The following is an 18,692-nucleotide window of genomic DNA, read 5'->3' on the forward strand; positions in this document are numbered from 1 at the left end:
GTCTGCCGCCCCGGGGCGGGTGTCAGCAGAGCGCCGGCTTCCGCCAGGAGCATTCGAGATCGGCCGGGGCCTCCGAGGCGCGGCGCGGCTTCGGAGGCACGGCCGTGACCGTGTCCTTGGCCGTGTCGGACTTCGCCAGCGTCACCACGATCGCGTCCTCGATGCTCTTCACCGAGGACGCGAGGTAGTTGTTGAGTACGACGCTGTAGGTGAGCTCACGGCCGGCCGCGTCCTTCACATAGCCGGACAGCGCGGATGCGCCGGTGAGCGAGCCGGTCTTTCCGCGGGCGTTGAGTGCCGCGGCGGTGCCGCACATGCGGGTCCGCAGTGTTCCGCCGGTGAAGCGGTCCGGGTGGCACGCCAGGGGCAGGGAGGCGTACCAGTCCGCGTACCAGGGAGCGTCGCGGACGGACAGGAGCAGGGTGGTCAGCTGCTCGGCCGGGAAGAGGTTCATCCGGGACAGACCGGAGCCGTCGACCTGGCGCAGCTCCGCCGTAGCGACGCCTTCCTGTTTCAGATAGCCGTCCACCGCCGCCAGACCGGCTGCCCAGGTGCCGCGGCCCGACGTCTCCCAGCCCATGGTCTTGGTGAGCGTCTCGGCGTGCATGTTGTTGGACAGCTGCATGAACGGGATCATCAACTCCCGCAGCGGCATGGATCGGTGGGAGGCGAGCTCCTTCGCGCCGGCCGGCGTCGGCCGGCCCAGCCGGGGCGATCCGGCGACGCGGACGCCGTGGCGGGCGAGCGCGTCGGAGAAGACCGCGGCCGCGTAGCCGGTCGGCTCCCAGACGGTGATCCACTCCTTGGTGGCGCCGGCGCCGACGGGAATGTTGCCGCTGACCGTGATCGTGTTGGTGCCGTGCTGCCGTTCGACGGCGAGGGTGTCCGGCTGCCCGGCGGGGACGGTGGTGCCGCGGACGTCGAGGCGTACGTAGTCCGTCGGCGGTGTCACCTTGATCCGGGGCCGGGCGCCGGGCCGGGAGCCCGGGAGGGCCTCCACGATGACCGTGCCCGAGTCGTAGTCGGTGTCGGGGGCCACCGTGAGGGGTGAGATCTGCGCGGAGTAGTACGAGGACTCGTCGTCCGAGGCCCATGAGCGCCCGAGCCGCTGGGTGTCGAAGCGGGTGTCGTCGGCGACGAGCCTGCCGGTGACGCGTCTGATGCCGGTCGCGGCGACATCGGCGGCGAGCCGGTCGTAGTCCTGCGCGAGGGCGGTGGGGTCGCCGCTGCCGCGCAGATACAGGTCGCCGCGGAGTGTGGAGCCGGACCGCGGGCCGCCGGCGAGCACGTCGGTGCGGTAGCGGTAGTCGGGCCCGAGCAGCGCCATCGCGGCGACGGAGGTGGCGAGCTTGGTGTTGGACGCGGGCATCAGACGGTCCGCGCCGGTGCGCTGGTAGAGCCGCTCGCCGGTGGTGGCGTCGGCGATCACCACGCTCGCGGCGCCGCCGTCCATCCGGGCGTCGGCGAGGATCGTGTCGATGGCCCCCTTGAGGCCGTCGTCCGAGGGCCCGGCTCCGGCGGGCGCGCTCCAGGTGAGTGTGGACGTGAGGATGCAGGCGAGCCCGATGACGACGGGCCGGATCCGGGCGCGGCGCTGTCCGCGGCGGTTCGAGCGAATCACGGGTCTACTCATGGCACAGGAGCATCCCGGAGGAGGCCTCGCGCGGGAAGGAGGCCGGTCGGCCCGGTGAGCCCCCTTGTGAGGGGCGTTTTATGGGCGAAACGGACATGCGGGACTTGGGTGTTGGTGTGGCCTGGGCAACATTCGCAGGCCCCGGAGGGCCCCTCGCCCGTGACAAGGCACACAGGCCCATCCGGCTCTACTAGCCGGAATAGGAGCGTGGTGCGCCACCCGGCCGGGCCCGTCGGTCCTGGCGGCGGGGGGACCTTCGGCCCATCGGCGGACGAATGGGTCGGATCCGGTCCCCATGGGGCCCCCGCTCCGCCGGTACATGCGGTTAAACCCGTTTTCGAGGGGATATCTCCCCCTGTTTCCGGCGCACTTCTCGATCATGCTCAAGGGGTGTCAAGAGTCCGATTCCCGGCGCCGGAGCTACGACGCAATGTCGTAGATGGGGGGTTTGATGACGGATGGGCGCTTCGGTTACCAATGTGGAGCCAGCCCGGTGCGAGAGTGCCGGGTCCATTCACGCCCGGAGGTTCTCCCGTATGTCGAAGCGCATCAACCACCGTCTCCGTCCGTCCGTGCTCCGTACCCGTGGCACCGTCGTGGCCGCCGGACTCGGCGCCGTGATGGTCGTCGGAGCCGGTGCGGGTGTCGCCTCCGCGACTGCGGGCACCACTGCTGCCGCGGACCCCGCGACCGCCGTGGCCGCGCAGGCCGACGCCCAGGCGAAGGCCGCTGTGAACGCGAAGGCCGTCAAGGCCGAGGCCGCGAAGGCCGCCGCGGCGAAGGCTGCCAAGGCGAAGGCCGCGAAGAAGGTCGCCTGGGTCAAGCCCGTCGGCAAGTACACGCTGAGCGCGAGCTTCAACCAGGGCGGCGCCATGTGGGCGCACAAGCACTCCGGCCAGGACTTCGCCGTCCCGGTCGGCACCACGGTCAAGGCCGCGAACGCCGGTACCGTCGTGAAGGCCGGCCCGTACGGCGGCGGCGACGGCTCCGCGTACGGCAACGCCATCGTGATCAAGCACGCCAACGGCAAGTACTCGCAGTACGCGCACCTGTCGAAGATCGACGTGAATGTCGGTTCGCACGTGAAGACCGGCGAGGCCATAGCCAAGTCCGGCAACACCGGAAACTCCTCCGGCCCGCACCTGCACTTCGAGATCCGTACGACCCCGAACTACGGCTCGGCGCTCAACCCGGCCTCGTTCCTGCGCACTGTGGGTGTCACCTTCTGACATCCGCTCCGCGGTACGTCACCCGGTGACGCGGTGGGCCTGGCTCACCAGATCGATCGCGACCTCGAGGACAGCCTGGCGCTTGTCCTCGAGGTCGCCTTCGATCGTCTGGAGGAAGAACATCCCCGCGTGCATCGTGAAGAGCGCGCTGGCGCAGCGGACCTGGTCGGGCAGCGGGGCGCCCGGCTCCTTGATCAGGTCCAGCAGGCCGAGCATGCGCTTCTTGAAGGTCTCGCCGATGCTCAGCTCGCGGACCGTCGCCTGGTTCTCCTGCATGAAGCGGAACAGGGGAGCGGCCTGGGTGAGGGCCTCGCTGTAGCGACGCAGCAGTTCCTTCTTGGTGGCGAGGGTCTTCGGCTCCGCCTGCGCCCACTCCATCAGCTCGTCGATCGGGCTCGTCAGGTCCTCGAAGAGGCTGATGACGATGTCTTCCTTGGTCTTGAAGTGGTAGTACAGCGCCGCCTTGGTGACATCGAGCCGCTCGGCGATCTCGCGCAGCGAGGTCTTCTCGTAACCCTGCTCGGCGAAGAGTTCGAGGGCGACGTCCTGGATGCGCTGGCGTGTGTTGCCTCTGGCCATGGTCTCTCCCCAAGAACGCTCAAACTTACTTGACGCCCGGCTAGCGCGCGGTCTACCTTCCCCAGTGTAGTCAGCTAGCCGGGCGGCAAGTAAGTGCGTGGGGGAGTGGAACCGATGGACACCAGCAAGCGGGATCCCGAGGAGCCCGAGAAGAACCAGGGGCGGGCCGAGAAAGAGCCGCGCAGCGTACGGATCGTGATCTTCGCGCTCATGATCGCGATGCTGCTGGCCATGCTCGACAACATGATCGTCGGCACCGCGATGCCGACCATCGTCGGCGACCTCGGCGGTCTGGAGCATCTGTCCTGGGTCGTCACCGCCTACACGCTGGCCACCGCGGCCTCGACCCCGATCTGGGGCAAGCTCGGCGACCTGTACGGGCGCAAGAACATCTTCCTGCTGTCGATCGTGATCTTCCTGATCGGCTCCGTGCTGAGCGGCATGGCCCAGGACATGGGCCAGCTGATCGGCTTCCGGGCCGTCCAGGGCCTCGGCGCCGGCGGTCTGATGGTCGGCGTCATGGCGATCATCGGTGACCTCGTCCCGCCCCGGGAGCGCGGCAAGTACCAGGGCATGATGGCCGGCGTCATGGCGGTGGCCATGATCGGCGGACCGCTGGTCGGCGGCACGATCACCGACCACCTCGGCTGGCGCTGGTCCTTCTACATCAACCTCCCGCTCGGCGCCGTCGCGCTGGCGATGGTCACCGCCGTCCTGCACCTGCCGAAGCGCGAGCGCACCAAGCCGCGCATCGACTACCTGGGCGCGGCCCTGCTGACGGTCGGCATCACCTCGATCGTGCTGGTCACGACCTGGGGCGGTACGGAGTACGCCTGGGGCTCCGCCGTGATCATGGAGCTCATCGCGATCGGCGTTGCCGCGCTCACCGGCTTCTTCTTCGTCGAGACCAAGGCCGCCGAGCCGATCATGCCGCTGCACATCTTCCGCAGCCGCAACTTCACACTGATGTCGGTGATCGGCTTCATCGCCGGATTCGTCATGTTCGGCGCGGTCCTCTTCCTGCCGCTGTACCAGCAGGCCGTCCAGGGCGCCTCGGCGACCAACTCCGGCCTGCTGCTCCTGCCCATGCTGATGTCCATGCTGGTCGTCTCGATGATCGCCGGGCGGGTGACCACCAACACCGGCCGGTACCGCATCTTCCCGATCATCGGCGCCGGACTGATGGTGACCGGTCTGTTCCTGCTCGCCCAGATGGACACCGAGACCTCGCGTCTCGCCTCCGGCGTCTACATGGCCGTCCTCGGTGCCGGTATGGGCTTCCTGATGCAGATCACGATGCTGGTCGCGCAGAACAGCGTCGAGCTCAAGGACATGGGCGTCGCCTCCTCCGCGGCCACCCTCTTCCGTACCCTCGGCAGCTCCTTCGGCGTCGCGATCATGGGCGCCCTGTTCACGAGCCGGGTGAATCACGAGATGTCCGCCGGCGGCAACGCGGACCTCACCGAGCACTCCGCCCAGCTGGACGCGGCCAGCCTGGCCAAACTGCCGGACAAGCTCCGTGAGGCGTACGAGTTCGCGGTGTCGTCAGGGACGCACGGGGCGTTCCTCCTGGGAGCGTCGGTCGCCGTGCTCGGCTTCGTCGCGGCCTTCTTCGTCAAGGAGGTACCGCTGCGCGGTGCCGCCCCCGAGAAGGACCCGGCGCCGCAGGACAAGGTCGCGGAGAGCGTCTGATCGCGGCCGGCCCGGCGTGAGGCTGAGACTCCGCCCGGCCCGCTGCCCGGCTCACGGCCCCCGGTGTGTGCACACCGGGGGCCGTTGTCAGTGGCGCGTGCCAGCATCGGGGATGTGGACAGCACCACCGCGGCGCCGGCGCGCCTTGCCCATCTGCGGCAGCTGCGCCTCGCCAAGGACGCCATGGACCGCGACTGGGCCGAGCCGCTCGACCTGGACGCGGTGGCCGCGCATGCCGGGTATTCGCGCTATCACTTCGTCCGCGCCTTCAAGGCCGTGTACGGGCAGACGCCCGGTCAGTACCTGTCCCGCAGACGCATAGACCGCGCCGAGGAGCTGCTGCGCTCGGCGAACCTCTCGGTCACCGAGATCTGCACGCTCGTCGGCTTCAGCAGCCTGGGCACCTTCTCGACCCGGTTCAAGAAGCAGACCGGGCTGACCCCGAGCGAGTACCGCGCCAAGCACGTCGGTCGCGGAGCCGCGCTGATCCCCGGGTGCTACGCCCTGCTGTACGCCGGCGGCTTCCCGGGGAGGAAGACCGACAGCGGGCCGGGCGGGGGCGCCACGGGGCCCGACGGCGATTCCGGCGGCGCGGACACCGGCTCCGGCTCCGCCTCCTGCGACGGTTCCGCGGACGACTCCCGCGACGACCCCCGCAAGCTGCGCAATTCTGAAGAAGCCGGCTGACGGGGCCGCTGCCTACGGTGGCAGGGCAAGCAGGAATCACCGCTCGAGGAGCACCTCATGATCAAAGGTCTCGCCATTTCCACCGTCTGGGTCCTGGACCAGGACCGGGCGAAGGAGTTCTACACCGAGAAGCTCGGCCTCGAGGTCCGCACGGACATGACGATGGGCGAGGGCGGGATGCGCTGGCTGACGGTGGGCGCGAAGGATCAGCCCGACGTGGAGCTGACCCTGATGGTCCCGGACCCGTCGACGATGGACCCGGAGGCGGCCGAGGCGCTGAAGACGCTGGTGTCCAAGGGGGTCATGGGCGCGGGCGTGCTGGCCACGGACGATATCCACGGGGACTACGAAAAGCTGAAGGAGCGGGGTGTGGAGTTCCTCCAGGCCCCGCAGGAGCGGCCGTACGGCATCGAGGCGATCCTGCGCGACGACTCGGGGAACTGGTACTCCTTCACGCAGCGGCGCGAGGGCGCACTCGACGTCGACAAGGACTGGTCCTGCTAGCGGGGCCTGCCGACAGCCCTTAGTCGGCGAGCAGCATCGGGAAGCTGCCCGTGCTCGTCGGCGCGTGCTCGGGCAGCCACAGCACCGCGATCGCGCCGCCCGACTCCCCGAGAGGCGTCGTGCCCCCCGGAGCCGCGTTGCGGAAGGTGAGCCGGGCGCCCAGGACCCGCGCCTGGCCCGCCGCGATCGTCAGGCCCAGGCCGTGGCCCGTCCCGGCGCGGTCGCTCGCGCCCGTGCGGAAGCGGCTCGGGCCCTCGCGCAGCAGCGCCTCGGGGAATCCGGGGCCGTGATCCCGTACGCGCACGACCCGTCCCTCGACGGTGACCTCGATCGGCGCCTTGCCGTACTTGGCGGCGTTGGTCAGCAGATTGAGGAGGATGCGTTCGAGCCGCCGTGGATCGGTGCTCACCCACGACTCGTGGACGATCCGTACGACCACGTCGGGGTTGAGCGCGGTGATCCGGCGGCCGACGAACTCGCCGAGGGCTATCTCCTGGAGCTCGGCCCGCTCCGAGGCGCTGTCGAGCCTCGCCACCTCCAGGACGTCCTCGACCAGCGTCCGCATGGCCTGGGCCCGGTCGCGTACGAGCTCGGTGGGGCGGCCGGGCGGCAGCAGCTCCGCCGCCGTGAGCAGCCCGGTCACCGGGGTGCGCAGCTCGTGCGCGATGTCGGCGGTGACGCGGCGCTCGGCCTCGATGCGCGCGTTCAGCGCGTCGGTGAGGGCGTCGACGGCCCGTGCGAGCGAGTCGGTCTCGTCGCGTACGAGACCGCCGATCGCGTCCCGGACGCGGACGTCCGTATTGCCCTGGGCGACGGTATGGGCCGCCGCGGCGGCCTTGCGGAGCCGCCGTGAGAGCTGCCCGCCGATCAGTACGCCGAGGGCGCAGCCGCCGAAGACCACGGAGACCGAGCCGATGATCAGCGCCCGGTCCAGGTCCTTCATCACGGTGGCGCTGCGGCCGGCGAACTGGGAGTGCAGGGAGAGCACGTCGCCGTTGGAGAGCGGAACGGCCGCCCAGATCTCGGGCGGCCCGTCGTGGTGGTCCTGCACATAGCTGCCGCGGCGCTTCTCGTGCATCAGCCTCTGGAGGGCCTTGGGCAGCGCGGGGTCGTTGATCTTGGTGCTGAAGCGCGGGTCCTTGTTCTTGGACGTCTCGTACCAGCGCTGGGCCAGCAGGACACGGTCCATCTGCACATCGCGCGCGTTGTCCAGCATCGAGACGCGGGCGGCGTTGTGCACGACGAGGCTCAGGGCCATGGCGATGAGCGCGCCGACGGCGGCGATCGCGATGCTGATCTTCCAGCGGACCCCGGTGCGCAGGGCGAAACGCTTCATGCCTTGAGCTTGTAGCCGAAGCCGCGGACCGTTTCGATCCGGTCCTGGCCGATCTTGGTCCGCAGGCGCTGGACATGGACGTCGACCACGCGGGTGTCACCGCCCCAGCCGTAGTCCCAGACGCGTTCGAGCAGCTTGTCGCGGGAGAGCACCGTGCCCGGCGCGGACGAGAACTCCAGCAGCAGCCGCATCTCCGTCGGTGTCAGCGCCACGGGCTGGTCGGCCTTCCGCACTTCCATGCCCTCGGTGTCGATCACCAGCTCACCGAAGGTCAGCACCGCGTCCTGGCCGTCCTGGCCGCCGGACGCGAGCTCGCCGCCCGCCGCGCCACCGGCGTGACCGAAGCGGCGCAGCACCGCGCGGATCCTGGCGACCAGCACCGCGCCGTCGAACGGCTTGGTGACGTAGTCGTCGGCGCCCGCCTCCAGGCCCAGCACCACGTCGATGGAGTCGGCCCGCGCCGACAGCATGATCACCGGGACGGTCGACTCGTCGCGGATGCGCCGGCACAGGCTCACCCCGTCGAGTCCCGGCACCATGACGTCGAGCAGCGCGATGTCCGGCCGGTTCGCGCGGAAGGCTTCGAGTCCGAGCAGTCCGTCGGGCATGGCGGTGACGACGAAGCCGTCGCGCTCCAGGGCCAGCTGGGTGGCCTCACGGATGACGTCGTCGTCCTCGACGAAGAGGACATGGGTGTCGGCCATCCGCTGCTCTCAGTTCCCGTCCGGTTGCGGCGCCTCGGTGGCGACCACGTCGCCCTCGCCCACCGCTCTGCTGAATTCGTTGCGTACCCAGTACTGCTGGGTGAACTTGCCGCTCGTCCAGTGGTACGTCGTGATCTCTTCGCCCGACGGCTCGTCCACCGGATCACCCTTGGCGTACACCTGCTTGGTCACGACCAGGTCGCCCCGGTCGATCGCGGAGTACACCGCGGGCTCCTCGGCCGCGAAGACATTCTCGTACTTGCTGCCGTTCTCGCGGTACACATACGTGCCCATGCCCACCGCGTCGCCGCAGGTCATCACGTTGACGACGACATCGGGCACAGTGCCGCCGGTCAGGTTCCCGTACGAGGTGTCCACCGGGTACGAGTCGCGGCTGCAGGGCTTGAGGTCGGCCTTCACCCGCTCGCTGACCTTCGGGTCGCTCTTGATCAGCTCCACCGCGTCCACGGTCTTGGCGAACTGCGTCTCGCCCGTCGAGGAGGCCCCGGCGGACGGGGTGGCCTTGGCGACGGCGTCCGCGTGTGCCGCGCCCTCGTCCTGCACTCCGGTGCCGCCGGTGGAACACGCGACGGTGAACAGGCCGACGGCGGCGAGCCCGGCAATCGCCGTGCCGCTCGCCGCCAGTGATGCCCTGCCGCCCCTGGTTGTCAGGCCGCGCACCTCTCCTGCCCCCGATCTCCCCCGTTGCCCTTCGGGCACGGGAGATGCTTCAGCTGCTCACCGTCACGCCGCAGCTCGCCGCGCTCCAGAGCGCGCGCGTCCAGGTCCCGGCTCTCCAGCTCCTGACGGAGGCGGGCCAGTGCCCGGTGCAGTGTGCTCTTCACGGTACCTGCCGACATCCCCAGGGCGGCAGCCGTCTCCTCGGTGCTCATCTGCTCCCAGTGTCGCAGCACCACGACGCTGCGCTGCTTGGGAGCCAGCACCTTCAGGATGTCCATCAGCAGGGCGCGGTCGGCGCGCTGCTCGCTGCCGTCCTCGACGCTGGCGTCGGGCAGCTGCTCGGTGGGCACCTCTTCGAGGCGGCGGGCCCGCCACCACTCGGTACGCGTGTTGATCATGACGCGGCGGAGGTAGGCGTCGGCCAGCGACTTGTCGGCGATGCCGTCCCAGCGGCCGTAGGTACGGGCCAGAGCGGTCTGCAGCAGGTCCTGGGCGTCGATCGGGTCGGGCACGAGACGCCGGGCACTGCGCAGCAGAGCCTCCTGCCGTGTGCGTACGTACTCTTCGAATTCGAGCACCTCGCCGTGCGCCATTCCAACCGCCTCCGTCCCCGTGACAAGCAACCGTGTTCCGTTACGCCACAGAAGCTACGGAGCGGTTGTCACGGGCCTGTGCGGAGCAGCCGTCGGACGGCGCACGGCCATCCATCGGTTGTGTAACAGCCGATGTTTCAGGTCCGGTTCGGGTGGGAAAGCCCCCCGTCCGGTCGGCCGGTGCTCAACCCGGCAGTCGGTACGTACCGTCGTCCAGTGGCTCGACGAGCCCGTCGGCGACGAGTCCGTCGAGGGCGCGTGCCCGCTGCACGGGCTCGTGCCAGACCGCGTCCAGCGCCGACTGGGGCACCGGCGTCAGCGCCTCCCGGAGAACGGCGAGGAGCCTGCCGCGCACCTGACGGTCGGTGCCCGCATAGGTCTGGCCCCGGCGGGCCGCGCCTTCGTGTGCGGGCTTGCCGGCCAGCCGCCAGGCGCACTGCCCGGCGATCGGGCAGCGGGAGCAGTCCTCGTTCCGCGCGGTGCACACCAGCGCGCCGAGCTCCATGGAGGCTGCCGCCCACCGGGCAGCCGTCCTCTCGTCGTCGGGCAGCAGTGCGCGGGCCAGCTTGCGTTCGGCCGCGGTGGTCGCCGTCGGCGGGTACTGGACGCCGGTCGCCGCCCGCGCGAAGACCCGGCGCACATTGGTGTCGAGGACGGCGTGGCGCTGGCCGTAGGCGAAGGAGGCCACCGCGGCCGCCGTGTACTCGCCGATCCCGGGGAGAGAGAGCAGCTGCCCGTGGTCGCTCGGCACATCGCCGCCGTGCCGCTCCGCTATCGCCTGCGCGGCTCCGTGCAGCCGCAGCGCGCGCCGCGGGTAGCCGAGCCGGCCCCAGGCGCGAACGGCCTCGCCGGGCGCCTCGGCCGCGAGGTCGGCGGGCCGGGGCCAGCGGGCCATCCACTGTTCGTACACGGGCAGGACCCGGCTGACCGGAGTCTGCTGGAGCATGAACTCGCTCACCATCACGCCCCAGGCTCCCGCATCGGGGCGGCGCCAGGGCAGATCACGGGCGTGCTCGTCGAACCAGTCGATGACGGGGGAGTGGAGGGACGCCGCGTCGGCGCGGGCGGTGTGTGTGGTGGTGTCAGTCATGGCACTCCGATCCTGGCACGTCCGAGCGGACGGAGGGCGCATCCACCGGTGGCCCGGCGCGGGGGCGGTGGTGGTGCCGGCGGGAGGCGGGGGTGGCGGAGCTCCCGGGAGACGGGTTCTTCGGGCCGGGCCGGGTGGCGTGTTCCCTCCAGGTCCGGCCCGGCCCGGTCCGGCCGCCGCTCGTGCGTGGCGGGGCGCCCGGACCGGGCACCGTCTCCGCCCGTGGTGTCCAGACCTCCGGCGGCGGGTCGCGGCCGACGCAGGACACCGTCGGTCGTGACGGCGGTGAAAGAGCCGCGGGGTGGCGAGGGCCGGCCTCTCCGTAACGCACGCCAACTCCCGCTGTCTGTAAGCGGTGGAGGCGGTCCGTAGGCCAGGACCCCTGCCACAGCGCCGAGTTGACCGCGACGCCGGCCTCCGCAACCGGTGGTCACGCAGCGTGCGCCTCTCGGGCGGGTCGGTCACCCGCTGCTACCGGCCCCGAGCGGGACCGACGACTGCGGGCCGCGCCGAAACGTCCTGCCGTGATGATGATCCGCAGAACTTGCAAGTAGAGCGGCGGGTGGGACGGGAGTTGGCCCGGATCTCTCGTAGAGTTTGGGTCGTGGGATCTCTGCGCAATCCGATCGGGCCACTCCCCTCCTCCATCTACTGGCGACGGAGGGCAGTCGCGCTGTCGTTGGTCGCGCTGCTCCTGCTCCTGGTCGTATGGGCCCTCACATCGGGCGGAGGCGGCGGAGACCAGGACGACGGCGCCAACGGCGGTCCCTCGCCCGCCACTTCGATCACTCCTGGGCCCACGTCCTCGGGTCCCGCGATCAGTGAACAGCCCGGTGGCCGCGACACCGGCGGAACCGGTGAGAGCAACGGCGGTGGCGGAACCGGCGGTACGGGCGCGGACGGCGGAGCCGGCGGCGACGGTGGCGCGGGAACCGGTGGAGGCGACGCCGCGGGTGGTGCCGGTGGCGCGGGCGGTGCCGGCGGAGCCGCGGGCGGCTCGACGGGCCAGCAGGTACCGGCCGATTCGACCCTGCCCAACTGCACCCCCGGTGCACTGAAGTTGACCCTGCGCAGCCTCAAGGTGTCGTACGAGCCGGGCGAGAAGCCCATGTTCCAGCTGGTCGCCTCCAACTCGTCGTCCGCGACGTGCAAGGCGGACTTCGGTCCCCGGGCAGCGGTGCTCACCGTCACCGACAACGGTGACGACGAGGTGTGGTCGTCGAAGGACTGCCCCTCGGGTGCGGGGAGTGTGCTGCTGAGGGTGCCGGCGGGTCAGACGATCACGTACACCGTGCCGTGGGACCGCAGGCAGAGCGAGCCTCAGTGCGCCACGCCGCGGCCGGGGGCCGCGCCCGCGGGCACGTATCTGGTGGAGGCGAAGTTCCCGGGCGTGACCGTGCTGCCGGCGTCGTTCCGCCTGGAGAAGGACTGAAGCCTGCCGTTCGGCTCAGGCTGAACGACAGGCTTCGGAGTAGCCGCCTGCCCGCAAGCAGACTTCGACGACAGGCCCCGGCGAGATCCAGACGCGAGGCCCTAGACGTACCGCTCGAGGATCGAGGACTCCGCGAGCCGCGACAGGCCCTCGCGGACGCTGCGTGCGCGTGCCTCGCCCACGCCGTCGACCGTCTGAAGGTCGTCGACGCTCGCCGCGAGCAGCTTCTGCAGCCCGCCGAAGTGCTCCACCAGCCGCTCGATGATCGCGCCCGGCAGCCTCGGCACCTTCGCCAGCAGTCGGTAGCCGCGCGGGGAGACCGCGGAGTCGAGGGTCTCGGGCGAGCCGCTGTAGCCCAATGCCCTGGCGACTATGGGTAGTTCCAGTAGTTCTGTGTGGGTCAGGGAGTCCAGCTCGAACAGGGCCTCGTCGACCGTACGGGACCGCTTCGCGGTGGGCTCGGGCACATAGTCACGCACGACCAGCTCGCGCTCGGGCTCGACGCCCGCGATCAACTCGTCGAGCTGGAGGGAGAGCAGCCGTCCGTCGGTGCCCAACTCGACCACGTACTCGGCGATCTCGGTGGCGATCCGGCGCACCATCTCCAGACGCTGGGCCACGGCCGTGACGTCCCGGACCGTCACCAGGTCCTCGATCTCCAGCGCGGAGAGCGTGCCCGCGACCTCGTCGAGGCGGAGCTTGTAGCGCTCCAGTGTCGCAAGGGCCTGGTTCGCACGGGACAGGATCGCGGCCGACTCCTCCAGGACCCGGCGCTCCCCGTCCACGTACAGCGCGATGAGACGCATGGACTGCGACACGGACACGACGGGGAAGCCGCACTGGCGCGACACCCGGTCCGCCGTGCGGTGGCGGGTGCCGGTCTCCTCGGTGGGGATGGACGCGTCCGGGACCAGCTGCACGCCGGCCCGGAGGATCTTGGTGATGTCCTTGTCGAGGATCAGCGCGCCGTCCAGCTTGCACAGCTCGCGCAGCCGGGTCGCGGTGAACTCGACATCCAGCACAAAGCCGCCGGTGCACATCGATTCGACCGTTTTGTCCATGCCGAGGACGATCAGGCCGCCGGTGTTGCCGCGGAGGATCCGCTCCAGGCCGTCGCGCAGGGCCTGGCCGGGCGCCACCGCGCTCAGGGCGGCGCGGATCAGTGCTTCGTTGCCGGAGCCTCCGCCGGACTTTCCGGGTGCTGCTGCCCGGTCGTTGGCTGCCACTGCACTCCTCCGGCTCGTACGGATGGGCGAGACCAGGGCAAAGTCTACCGGCGCGTGTCGTCGTCCCGTGGGGCCTCGGCACGCTCTTTGCGCGGTGCCGTGACCGGAGCGCCCTCCGAACCCCTCTGCCGCCCGCGCGGCAGCACCCTCAGAGCGTCTCCCACATCGGCCACTTCCGTCACCTTCATGCCCGCGGGCACCTTGCCCGGGTCGGACGGGACCAGGGCGTGGGTGAAGCCGAGACGGTGGGCCTCGGAGAGCCGGCGCTGCACGCCCGTGACGCGTCTCACCTCGCCCGCGAGGCCGACCTCGCCGATCGCGACCAGATTCTTCGGCAGCGGGGTGTCGCTGGCGGCGGAGGCCAGGGCGAGCGCGATCGCCAGGTCCGCCGCGGGCTCCGACAGCTTCACGCCGCCGACCGTCGCGCTGTAGATGTCGCGCTTGCCGAGAGCGGTGATGCGGCCGCGCTGCTCCAGGACGGCGAGCATCATCGAGACCCGGGAGGTCTCCAGACCCGAGGTCGTGCGCCGGGGGGAGGGGATCTGCGAGTCGACGGTGAGCGCCTGCACCTCGGCGACGAGCGGGCGCCGGCCCTCCAGGGTGACCGTCAGGCAGGTGCCGGGCACGGGCGCGTCCCGGCGGGTGAGGAACAGGCCCGAGGGATCGGTGAGTCCGGTGATGCCCTCGTCGTGCAGCTCGAAGCAGCCGACTTCGTCCGTCGCTCCGTAACGGTTCTTGACGCCCCGTACGAGACGCAGCCGCGCGTGCCGGTCGCCCTCGAAGGAGAGCACGACGTCGACGAGGTGCTCCAGCAGCCGCGGTCCGGCGATCGCGCCGTCCTTGGTGACATGGCCCACCAGGATCGTGGACATCCCGCGCTCCTTGGACGCGCGGATCAGCGCGCCGGCGACCTCGCGGACCTGGGCCATGCCGCCGGGCGCGCCGTCGATCTCGGGGGAGGCGACGGTCTGGACGGAGTCGAGGACCAGCAGCGACGGTTTGACCGCGTCCAAGTGACCGAGAACGGCGGACAGATCGGTCTCGGCCGCCAGATAGAGATGGTCGTGCAGGGCGCCGATGCGGTCGGCGCGCAGCCGGACCTGGCTCGCCGACTCCTCGCCCGTCACATAGAGGGTCCGGTGCTCGTCGCTCGCGGCCTTGGCGGCGACGTCCAGCAGCAGGGTGGACTTGCCGACGCCCGGCTCACCGGCGAGCAGCACGACGGCGCCGGGCACCAGCCCGCCGCCGAGCACCCGGTCGAGCTCGTCCACCCCGGTGGAGCGGGCCGTCGCCTGTCGTCCGTCGACCTGGCCGATGGGCAGCGCGGCGGTGGAGACGCGGCCGGCGGCGGTGGTGCGGACGGCGGGCGCGCCGTACTCCTCGATCGTGCCCCAGGCCTGGCATTCGGGGCAGCGGCCGAGCCACTTGGCGGTCGTCCAGCCGCACTCGGTGCAGCGGTAGGACGGCCGGTCCTTCGCGGATTTCGTACGGGCAGCCATGCGGTGAACCGTAGCGGGGGCCACTGACAACGAGGTCACCGCCGTCCCCGGAGGGCTGCCGCGCACCGGGCGCGAACGGCCGCGCGGACAGCGGCGGAACCCATCGGCACACGCCCGTCCGTCCCGAGATGAATAAACGATTCCTGTCCCCCTTCGAGCGAACTGTTCACCCGTAAGGATTAAAAGTGTTCAAGGGGTACGAAGTGGGTGTGTTCCTGCGCCTACGGTCACGGCGTGACGAGCAGCAGGCTGGAACCACCCACCCACACCACCGGCGCACGACGGGCGCACCGGCGCACGCCCCACACCCTCACGCAACAGCCGCCCGCGCGTTATGAGCCGTACCTCGACGGCCTGTTCACCTACTGCCTCTCCGTGCTCTGCGACCACGACGCCGCGACCGCGCTGCTCGGTGATGTGCTCGCCATGGCGGAGCGGCAGTACGGGCGCAGCCCGGCGGACGAGCCCGGACGCAAGGCGTGGCTGTACGCGCTGGCGCGCTGGGCGTGTCTGCGCCGGCTGGCCGAACAGCGGCGCAGCCGGCAGGGGGCGCACACCGGCAGACCCGCCGTCTCCGAGGAGCGGCCCCGGGTCTCCGAGGAGGCCGCGGAGCGCCGCCGCTCCGAACTGGCCCTGCTGGCCTGGCCGGAGGCAGCCGGCACCACGCCCGAACAGCGCGAGGCACTCGAACTCGCCGTACGCCACGGGCTCGGCGCGCGTGAGGTCGCCGCGGTCCTCGGTATGGACGCGACCGCCGCCCGCGAACTTCTCGCCGCCGCCGCCTGCGAGGTCGAGCGCACCCGCGCGGCCCTCGCGGTGGTCGAGAGCGGCAACTGCCCCTCCGTCGCCCGTCTCACCGGCGACCACCGGGTGCTGCTCTCCGCGGCGCTGCGCACCGAACTCGTCCGGCACGTCGACGACTGCCCCCGCTGCCGCCGCGCCGCCGAACGGGCCGGCGCGGGCGGGCCGTGGCCGGGGTCGGCCGTCAGCCCGGCCACGCTGCCCCTGGTCGAGGCACCGCGGGCCGCCGCGTACATCGCGATGCTCCACGTCCCCCGGGCGCGAGCGACCGCACCGCGCTTCGGGCCCAGCGGCTTCCCCCTCGACCCGAAGGACCACGCCGCGCGGCGCGACCGGCTGCGGGCCCGCGCGGTGACCACCACCGTCGTGGCGACGGTCGTCGCCGCGCCGGTCCTCGCGCTGTGGGCGGCGTACCGCGGGGCGCCGGTGACGGGCGAGGGCGAACACGGCGCAACCGCGGTCACCGCGAGCGACGCCGCGGAGGACGGGGGGCTGGAGGGCCGGCCCTACGACCACTACGAGAACGCGGGCAACGCCCAGGCCGAACCGGCGTCCCCGTTCACGGCGCCCTCCACGTCGCCGGACGTCTCGGTCGAGGTCATCAGCGCGGGCACACCCCCGCCGCCGTCCCGCCCCGGCATGCCGGCCCCGGGCCGCCTCACGGTCGAGGCGGAACCTTCCGGCGACACGACCCGCATCACCCTCCGCGCCTCGGGCGGCTCACCCGTCACCTGGTCCGCCTGGACGAACGCCCGCTGGCTCTACGTGAGCCACACCTCGGGCACCCTGCGCCCGGGCGAATCGGTGACGATCTACGTGACGGTGGACCGGGCGCGGGAGCCGGTCGGGGCGTGGAGCGCGCGGGTGGGAGTGGACCCGTCCGGAGCGGTGATCTCGGTCCGCGGCCACGGCCGCCCCCACCCGCCGACGCCGCACCCCCCGACATCGGAGCCCCCGCCGACGCCGCCCTCGACCCCACCACCGTCGGACCCCCCGTCCCCGACGCCCTCGGAGGAGACCCCGTCCCCGACCCCGCCGCCCTCGTCCCCACCGGACCCGACCCTGTCGGACTCCCCACCGAGCTCCTGAGAGCGCGGGCGTTTACGCGGGGCGGGTGGACGGGGGTGACCGGTTCATGTGGGGCTGTCACCCCACGCCCCCCTCACCTGCGGCAGCTTCGCGCCGCTGCCCGCCGCCGGGCCCGTTCTGCCGGTTGCAGGCCGGCCCGGGGTGGATGACGCCACCTGTCCGGTGGGGTGGGGAGAAGTCGTTGGTGGGGCTGCGCCCCACGCCCCCTTGGCTACGGCAGCGACGCGCCGTCCGGACCCGCGCACCTGTCCGGTGCGGGTGAGGAGAGGGGTGCACGTGGGGCTGGCGCCCCACGCCCCCTCACCTGCGGCAGCTTCGCGCCGCGAAGACCAAGGGGCATGTAGGGCTGCGGCCCACGGCCAGGCCAACGCGGCAGCTACGGCGCCGTCCGGACCCGCGCACCTGTCCGGTGCGGGTGAGAAGACGAGGTTCACGTGGGGCTGGCGCCCCAGGCCCCCCAGGGCGGCAGCTACGCGCCGCGAAGGCCCGGGCACCTGCGCCGAACAGGCTCGGGTTCGCTTCCGGGGGCGCGCCGGCGAGTTGCGTCCTCGACCGCTCGGGAGGGGGCGTGCAGGGTCGTCCCCGCAGGGGATCGGCGGCAGGACCCGGGTGACCAAGACAACACAGCTGTAGGCCGCCGACCCCGAGGAGTCGAGCCCGGAGGGCCCCCGGACCCGACGCTGGACAAGGGCCTGGGGCTCAAGGTCCCCGGCCCCCGAACGGGTTCGGGTCCTACGCTGCCGCGGAAGGGGTCCTCGACCGCTCGGGAGGGGGCGTGCAGGGTCGTCCCCGCAGGGGATCGGCGGCAGGACCCGGGTGACCAAGACAACACAGCTGTACGCCGCCGACCCCGAGGAGTCGAGCCCGGAGGGCCCCCGGACCCGACGCCGGACAAGGGCCTGAGGCTCAAGAACCCGCGCCCAGGCACCCGACGCCGTATAAGGACCCGAGCCTCAAGCACCCGACGCCGCACAAGGGCCCGAGGCTCAAGAGCCCGCGCCCCCCGCGCCCCAGGCACCCGCCGCCGCACAAGGGCCCGAGGCTCAAGAGCCCGCGCCCCAAGCCCCCGGCGCCCGCTCAAGAACCCGCACCCCAAGAACCCGCCCCCTACTTCGGATCCGCCGGATGCGGTGCCACCAACGGCAGTTGCGAAGCCAGCCGCGCCTCGCACAGTTCCGTCAGGACCCCGTACGCCTCCTTGCCCATCAGCTCCGTCAGCTCCGGCCCGTACGTCACGTACACCGGATCCCCCGCCCCGTGCGCCGACGTCGCCGACGTGCACCACCAGTGCAGGTCGTGGCCCCCCGGGCCCCAGCCCCTGCGGTCGTACTCGCCGATCGAGACCTGGAGCACCTTCGTGTCGTCCGGGCGCTCGATCCACTCGTACGTACGGCGCACCGGCAGCTGCCAGCACACGTCCGGCTTGGTCTCCAGCGGCTCCCGGCCCTCCCGCAGCGCCAGGATGTGCAGCGAGCAGCCCATCCCCGCCGCGAATCCCGGTCGGTTCTGGAAGATGCACGAGCCCTTCCAGCGGCGCGTCTGGCGTTCGCCGTCGTCGTCGACCTCCACCCAGCCCGTCTCGGTCCCCACGTCGTGGAACTCCCACAGCTCCGGCGTGAGCCGCGCGACATGCTCCGCGACCCGCTTCTCGTCGTCCTCGTCGGAGAAGTGCGCCCCGAGCGTGCAGCAGCCGTCGTCCGCGCGGCCCGCCTGGATGCCCTGGCAGCCGCTGCCGAAGATGCAGGTCCAGCGGGAGGTGAGCCAGGTCAGGTCACAGCGGAACACCTGCTCGTCGTCGGCGGGATCAGGGAATTCCACCCATGCGCGAGCGAAGTCCAGACCCTTCTCGTCGGCCTGGATCTTCTTCGGGGGGAGGGCTTTGCCCTGCTTCGCCTTTTTCGTCTTTGGCACAGGTCC

16 protein-coding genes are annotated in these 18,692 nt (G+C 71.5%); 6 read left to right on the top strand and 10 right to left on the bottom strand.

Annotated features, from left to right (window positions below):
• Positions 1-22 precede the first annotated feature (22 nt).
• Entirely contained in the window at positions 23-1,633 is a 1,611-nt protein-coding gene (gene dacB / locus ACQPWZ_RS20210; protein ID WP_433572050.1) for a D-alanyl-D-alanine carboxypeptidase/D-alanyl-D-alanine endopeptidase, read from the bottom strand.
• A gap of 536 nt (positions 1,634-2,169) precedes the next feature.
• Here dacB and ACQPWZ_RS20215 point away from each other — a divergent pair.
• Positions 2,170-2,862, top strand: coding sequence for a M23 family metallopeptidase (locus ACQPWZ_RS20215; protein ID WP_340474514.1), 693 nt, complete (start codon positions 2,170-2,172; stop codon positions 2,860-2,862).
• Positions 2,863-2,880: 18 nt separating this feature from the next.
• Here the strand turns inward: ACQPWZ_RS20215 and ACQPWZ_RS20220 are convergent, their stop codons facing one another.
• Positions 2,881-3,441, bottom strand: coding sequence for a TetR/AcrR family transcriptional regulator (locus tag ACQPWZ_RS20220; protein ID WP_340474515.1), 561 nt, complete (start codon positions 3,439-3,441; stop codon positions 2,881-2,883).
• A gap of 114 nt (positions 3,442-3,555) precedes the next feature.
• Between ACQPWZ_RS20220 and ACQPWZ_RS20225 the strand changes: the two genes are divergently transcribed.
• The 3 genes from ACQPWZ_RS20225 (at position 3,556) to ACQPWZ_RS20235 (ending at position 6,324) form a co-directional block, all read left to right on the top strand.
• Complete coding sequence (locus ACQPWZ_RS20225) at positions 3,556-5,133, top strand: MDR family MFS transporter (RefSeq protein ID WP_356706058.1); 1,578 nt, start codon at positions 3,556-3,558, stop codon at positions 5,131-5,133.
• Between the two features lie 183 nt (positions 5,134-5,316).
• Positions 5,317-5,820 (top strand): helix-turn-helix domain-containing protein, encoded by a 504-nt coding sequence (locus ACQPWZ_RS20230; RefSeq protein WP_433573843.1) that lies wholly within the window; start codon positions 5,317-5,319, stop codon positions 5,818-5,820.
• A 57-nt stretch (positions 5,821-5,877) separates the two neighbouring features.
• Positions 5,878-6,324: a VOC family protein gene (locus ACQPWZ_RS20235; RefSeq protein WP_433572051.1), complete on the top strand. Its 447-nt coding sequence runs from the start codon at positions 5,878-5,880 to the stop codon at positions 6,322-6,324.
• A 19-nt stretch (positions 6,325-6,343) separates the two neighbouring features.
• Here ACQPWZ_RS20235 and cseC read toward each other — a convergent pair whose 3' ends face one another.
• The 5 genes from cseC to ACQPWZ_RS20260 form a co-directional block, all read right to left on the bottom strand.
• Positions 6,344-7,660 carry a two-component system sensor histidine kinase CseC gene (cseC, locus tag ACQPWZ_RS20240; RefSeq protein ID WP_433572052.1) on the bottom strand — a complete coding sequence of 439 codons (1,317 nt, stop codon included), beginning with the start codon at positions 7,658-7,660 and terminating at the stop codon, positions 6,344-6,346.
• Positions 7,657-8,364 (bottom strand): two-component system response regulator CseB, encoded by a 708-nt coding sequence (cseB, locus tag ACQPWZ_RS20245; RefSeq protein WP_327681658.1) that lies wholly within the window; start codon positions 8,362-8,364, stop codon positions 7,657-7,659. Before cseB ends, cseC begins: the two co-directional genes overlap by 4 nt.
• A gap of 9 nt (positions 8,365-8,373) precedes the next feature.
• Positions 8,374-9,045: a hypothetical protein gene (locus ACQPWZ_RS20250; RefSeq protein WP_356706060.1), complete on the bottom strand. Its 672-nt coding sequence runs from the start codon at positions 9,043-9,045 to the stop codon at positions 8,374-8,376.
• Positions 9,033-9,638: a SigE family RNA polymerase sigma factor gene (locus ACQPWZ_RS20255; protein WP_356706061.1), complete on the bottom strand. Its 606-nt coding sequence runs from the start codon at positions 9,636-9,638 to the stop codon at positions 9,033-9,035. Before ACQPWZ_RS20255 ends, ACQPWZ_RS20250 begins: the two co-directional genes overlap by 13 nt.
• Before the next feature lie 184 nt (positions 9,639-9,822).
• On the bottom strand, positions 9,823-10,728 hold the full coding sequence (locus ACQPWZ_RS20260; RefSeq protein ID WP_340474521.1) for an A/G-specific adenine glycosylase: 906 nt from the start codon (positions 10,726-10,728) through the stop codon (positions 9,823-9,825).
• 604 nt (positions 10,729-11,332) lie between these two features.
• On the opposite strand from ACQPWZ_RS20260, the gene ACQPWZ_RS20265 reads away from it, so the two are divergent.
• Complete coding sequence (locus tag ACQPWZ_RS20265) at positions 11,333-12,160, top strand: hypothetical protein (RefSeq protein WP_433572053.1); 828 nt, start codon at positions 11,333-11,335, stop codon at positions 12,158-12,160.
• Between the two features lie 101 nt (positions 12,161-12,261).
• Here ACQPWZ_RS20265 and disA read toward each other — a convergent pair whose 3' ends face one another.
• On the bottom strand, positions 12,262-13,386 hold the full coding sequence (disA, locus tag ACQPWZ_RS20270) for a DNA integrity scanning diadenylate cyclase DisA (protein ID WP_313944917.1): 1,125 nt from the start codon (positions 13,384-13,386) through the stop codon (positions 12,262-12,264).
• Between the two features lie 44 nt (positions 13,387-13,430).
• On the bottom strand, positions 13,431-14,885 hold the full coding sequence (radA, locus tag ACQPWZ_RS20275) for a DNA repair protein RadA (protein WP_340474523.1): 1,455 nt from the start codon (positions 14,883-14,885) through the stop codon (positions 13,431-13,433).
• A gap of 234 nt (positions 14,886-15,119) precedes the next feature.
• Here radA and ACQPWZ_RS20280 point away from each other — a divergent pair, with 234 nt between their 5' ends.
• Positions 15,120-16,775, top strand: coding sequence for a BACON domain-containing protein (locus tag ACQPWZ_RS20280; protein WP_356706063.1), 1,656 nt, complete (start codon positions 15,120-15,122; stop codon positions 16,773-16,775).
• A gap of 1,107 nt (positions 16,776-17,882) precedes the next feature.
• On the opposite strand, the gene ACQPWZ_RS20285 is transcribed toward ACQPWZ_RS20280, so the two are convergent.
• On the bottom strand, positions 17,883-18,686 hold the full coding sequence (locus ACQPWZ_RS20285; RefSeq protein WP_433572054.1) for a hypothetical protein: 804 nt from the start codon (positions 18,684-18,686) through the stop codon (positions 17,883-17,885).
• Between the last annotated feature and the right edge of the window lie 6 nt (positions 18,687-18,692).

The organism is Streptomyces sp. CA-251247 (assembly GCF_050952975.1).
In the GTDB taxonomy this organism is placed as follows: Bacteria; Actinomycetota; Actinomycetes; order Streptomycetales; family Streptomycetaceae; genus Streptomyces; species Streptomyces achmelvichensis.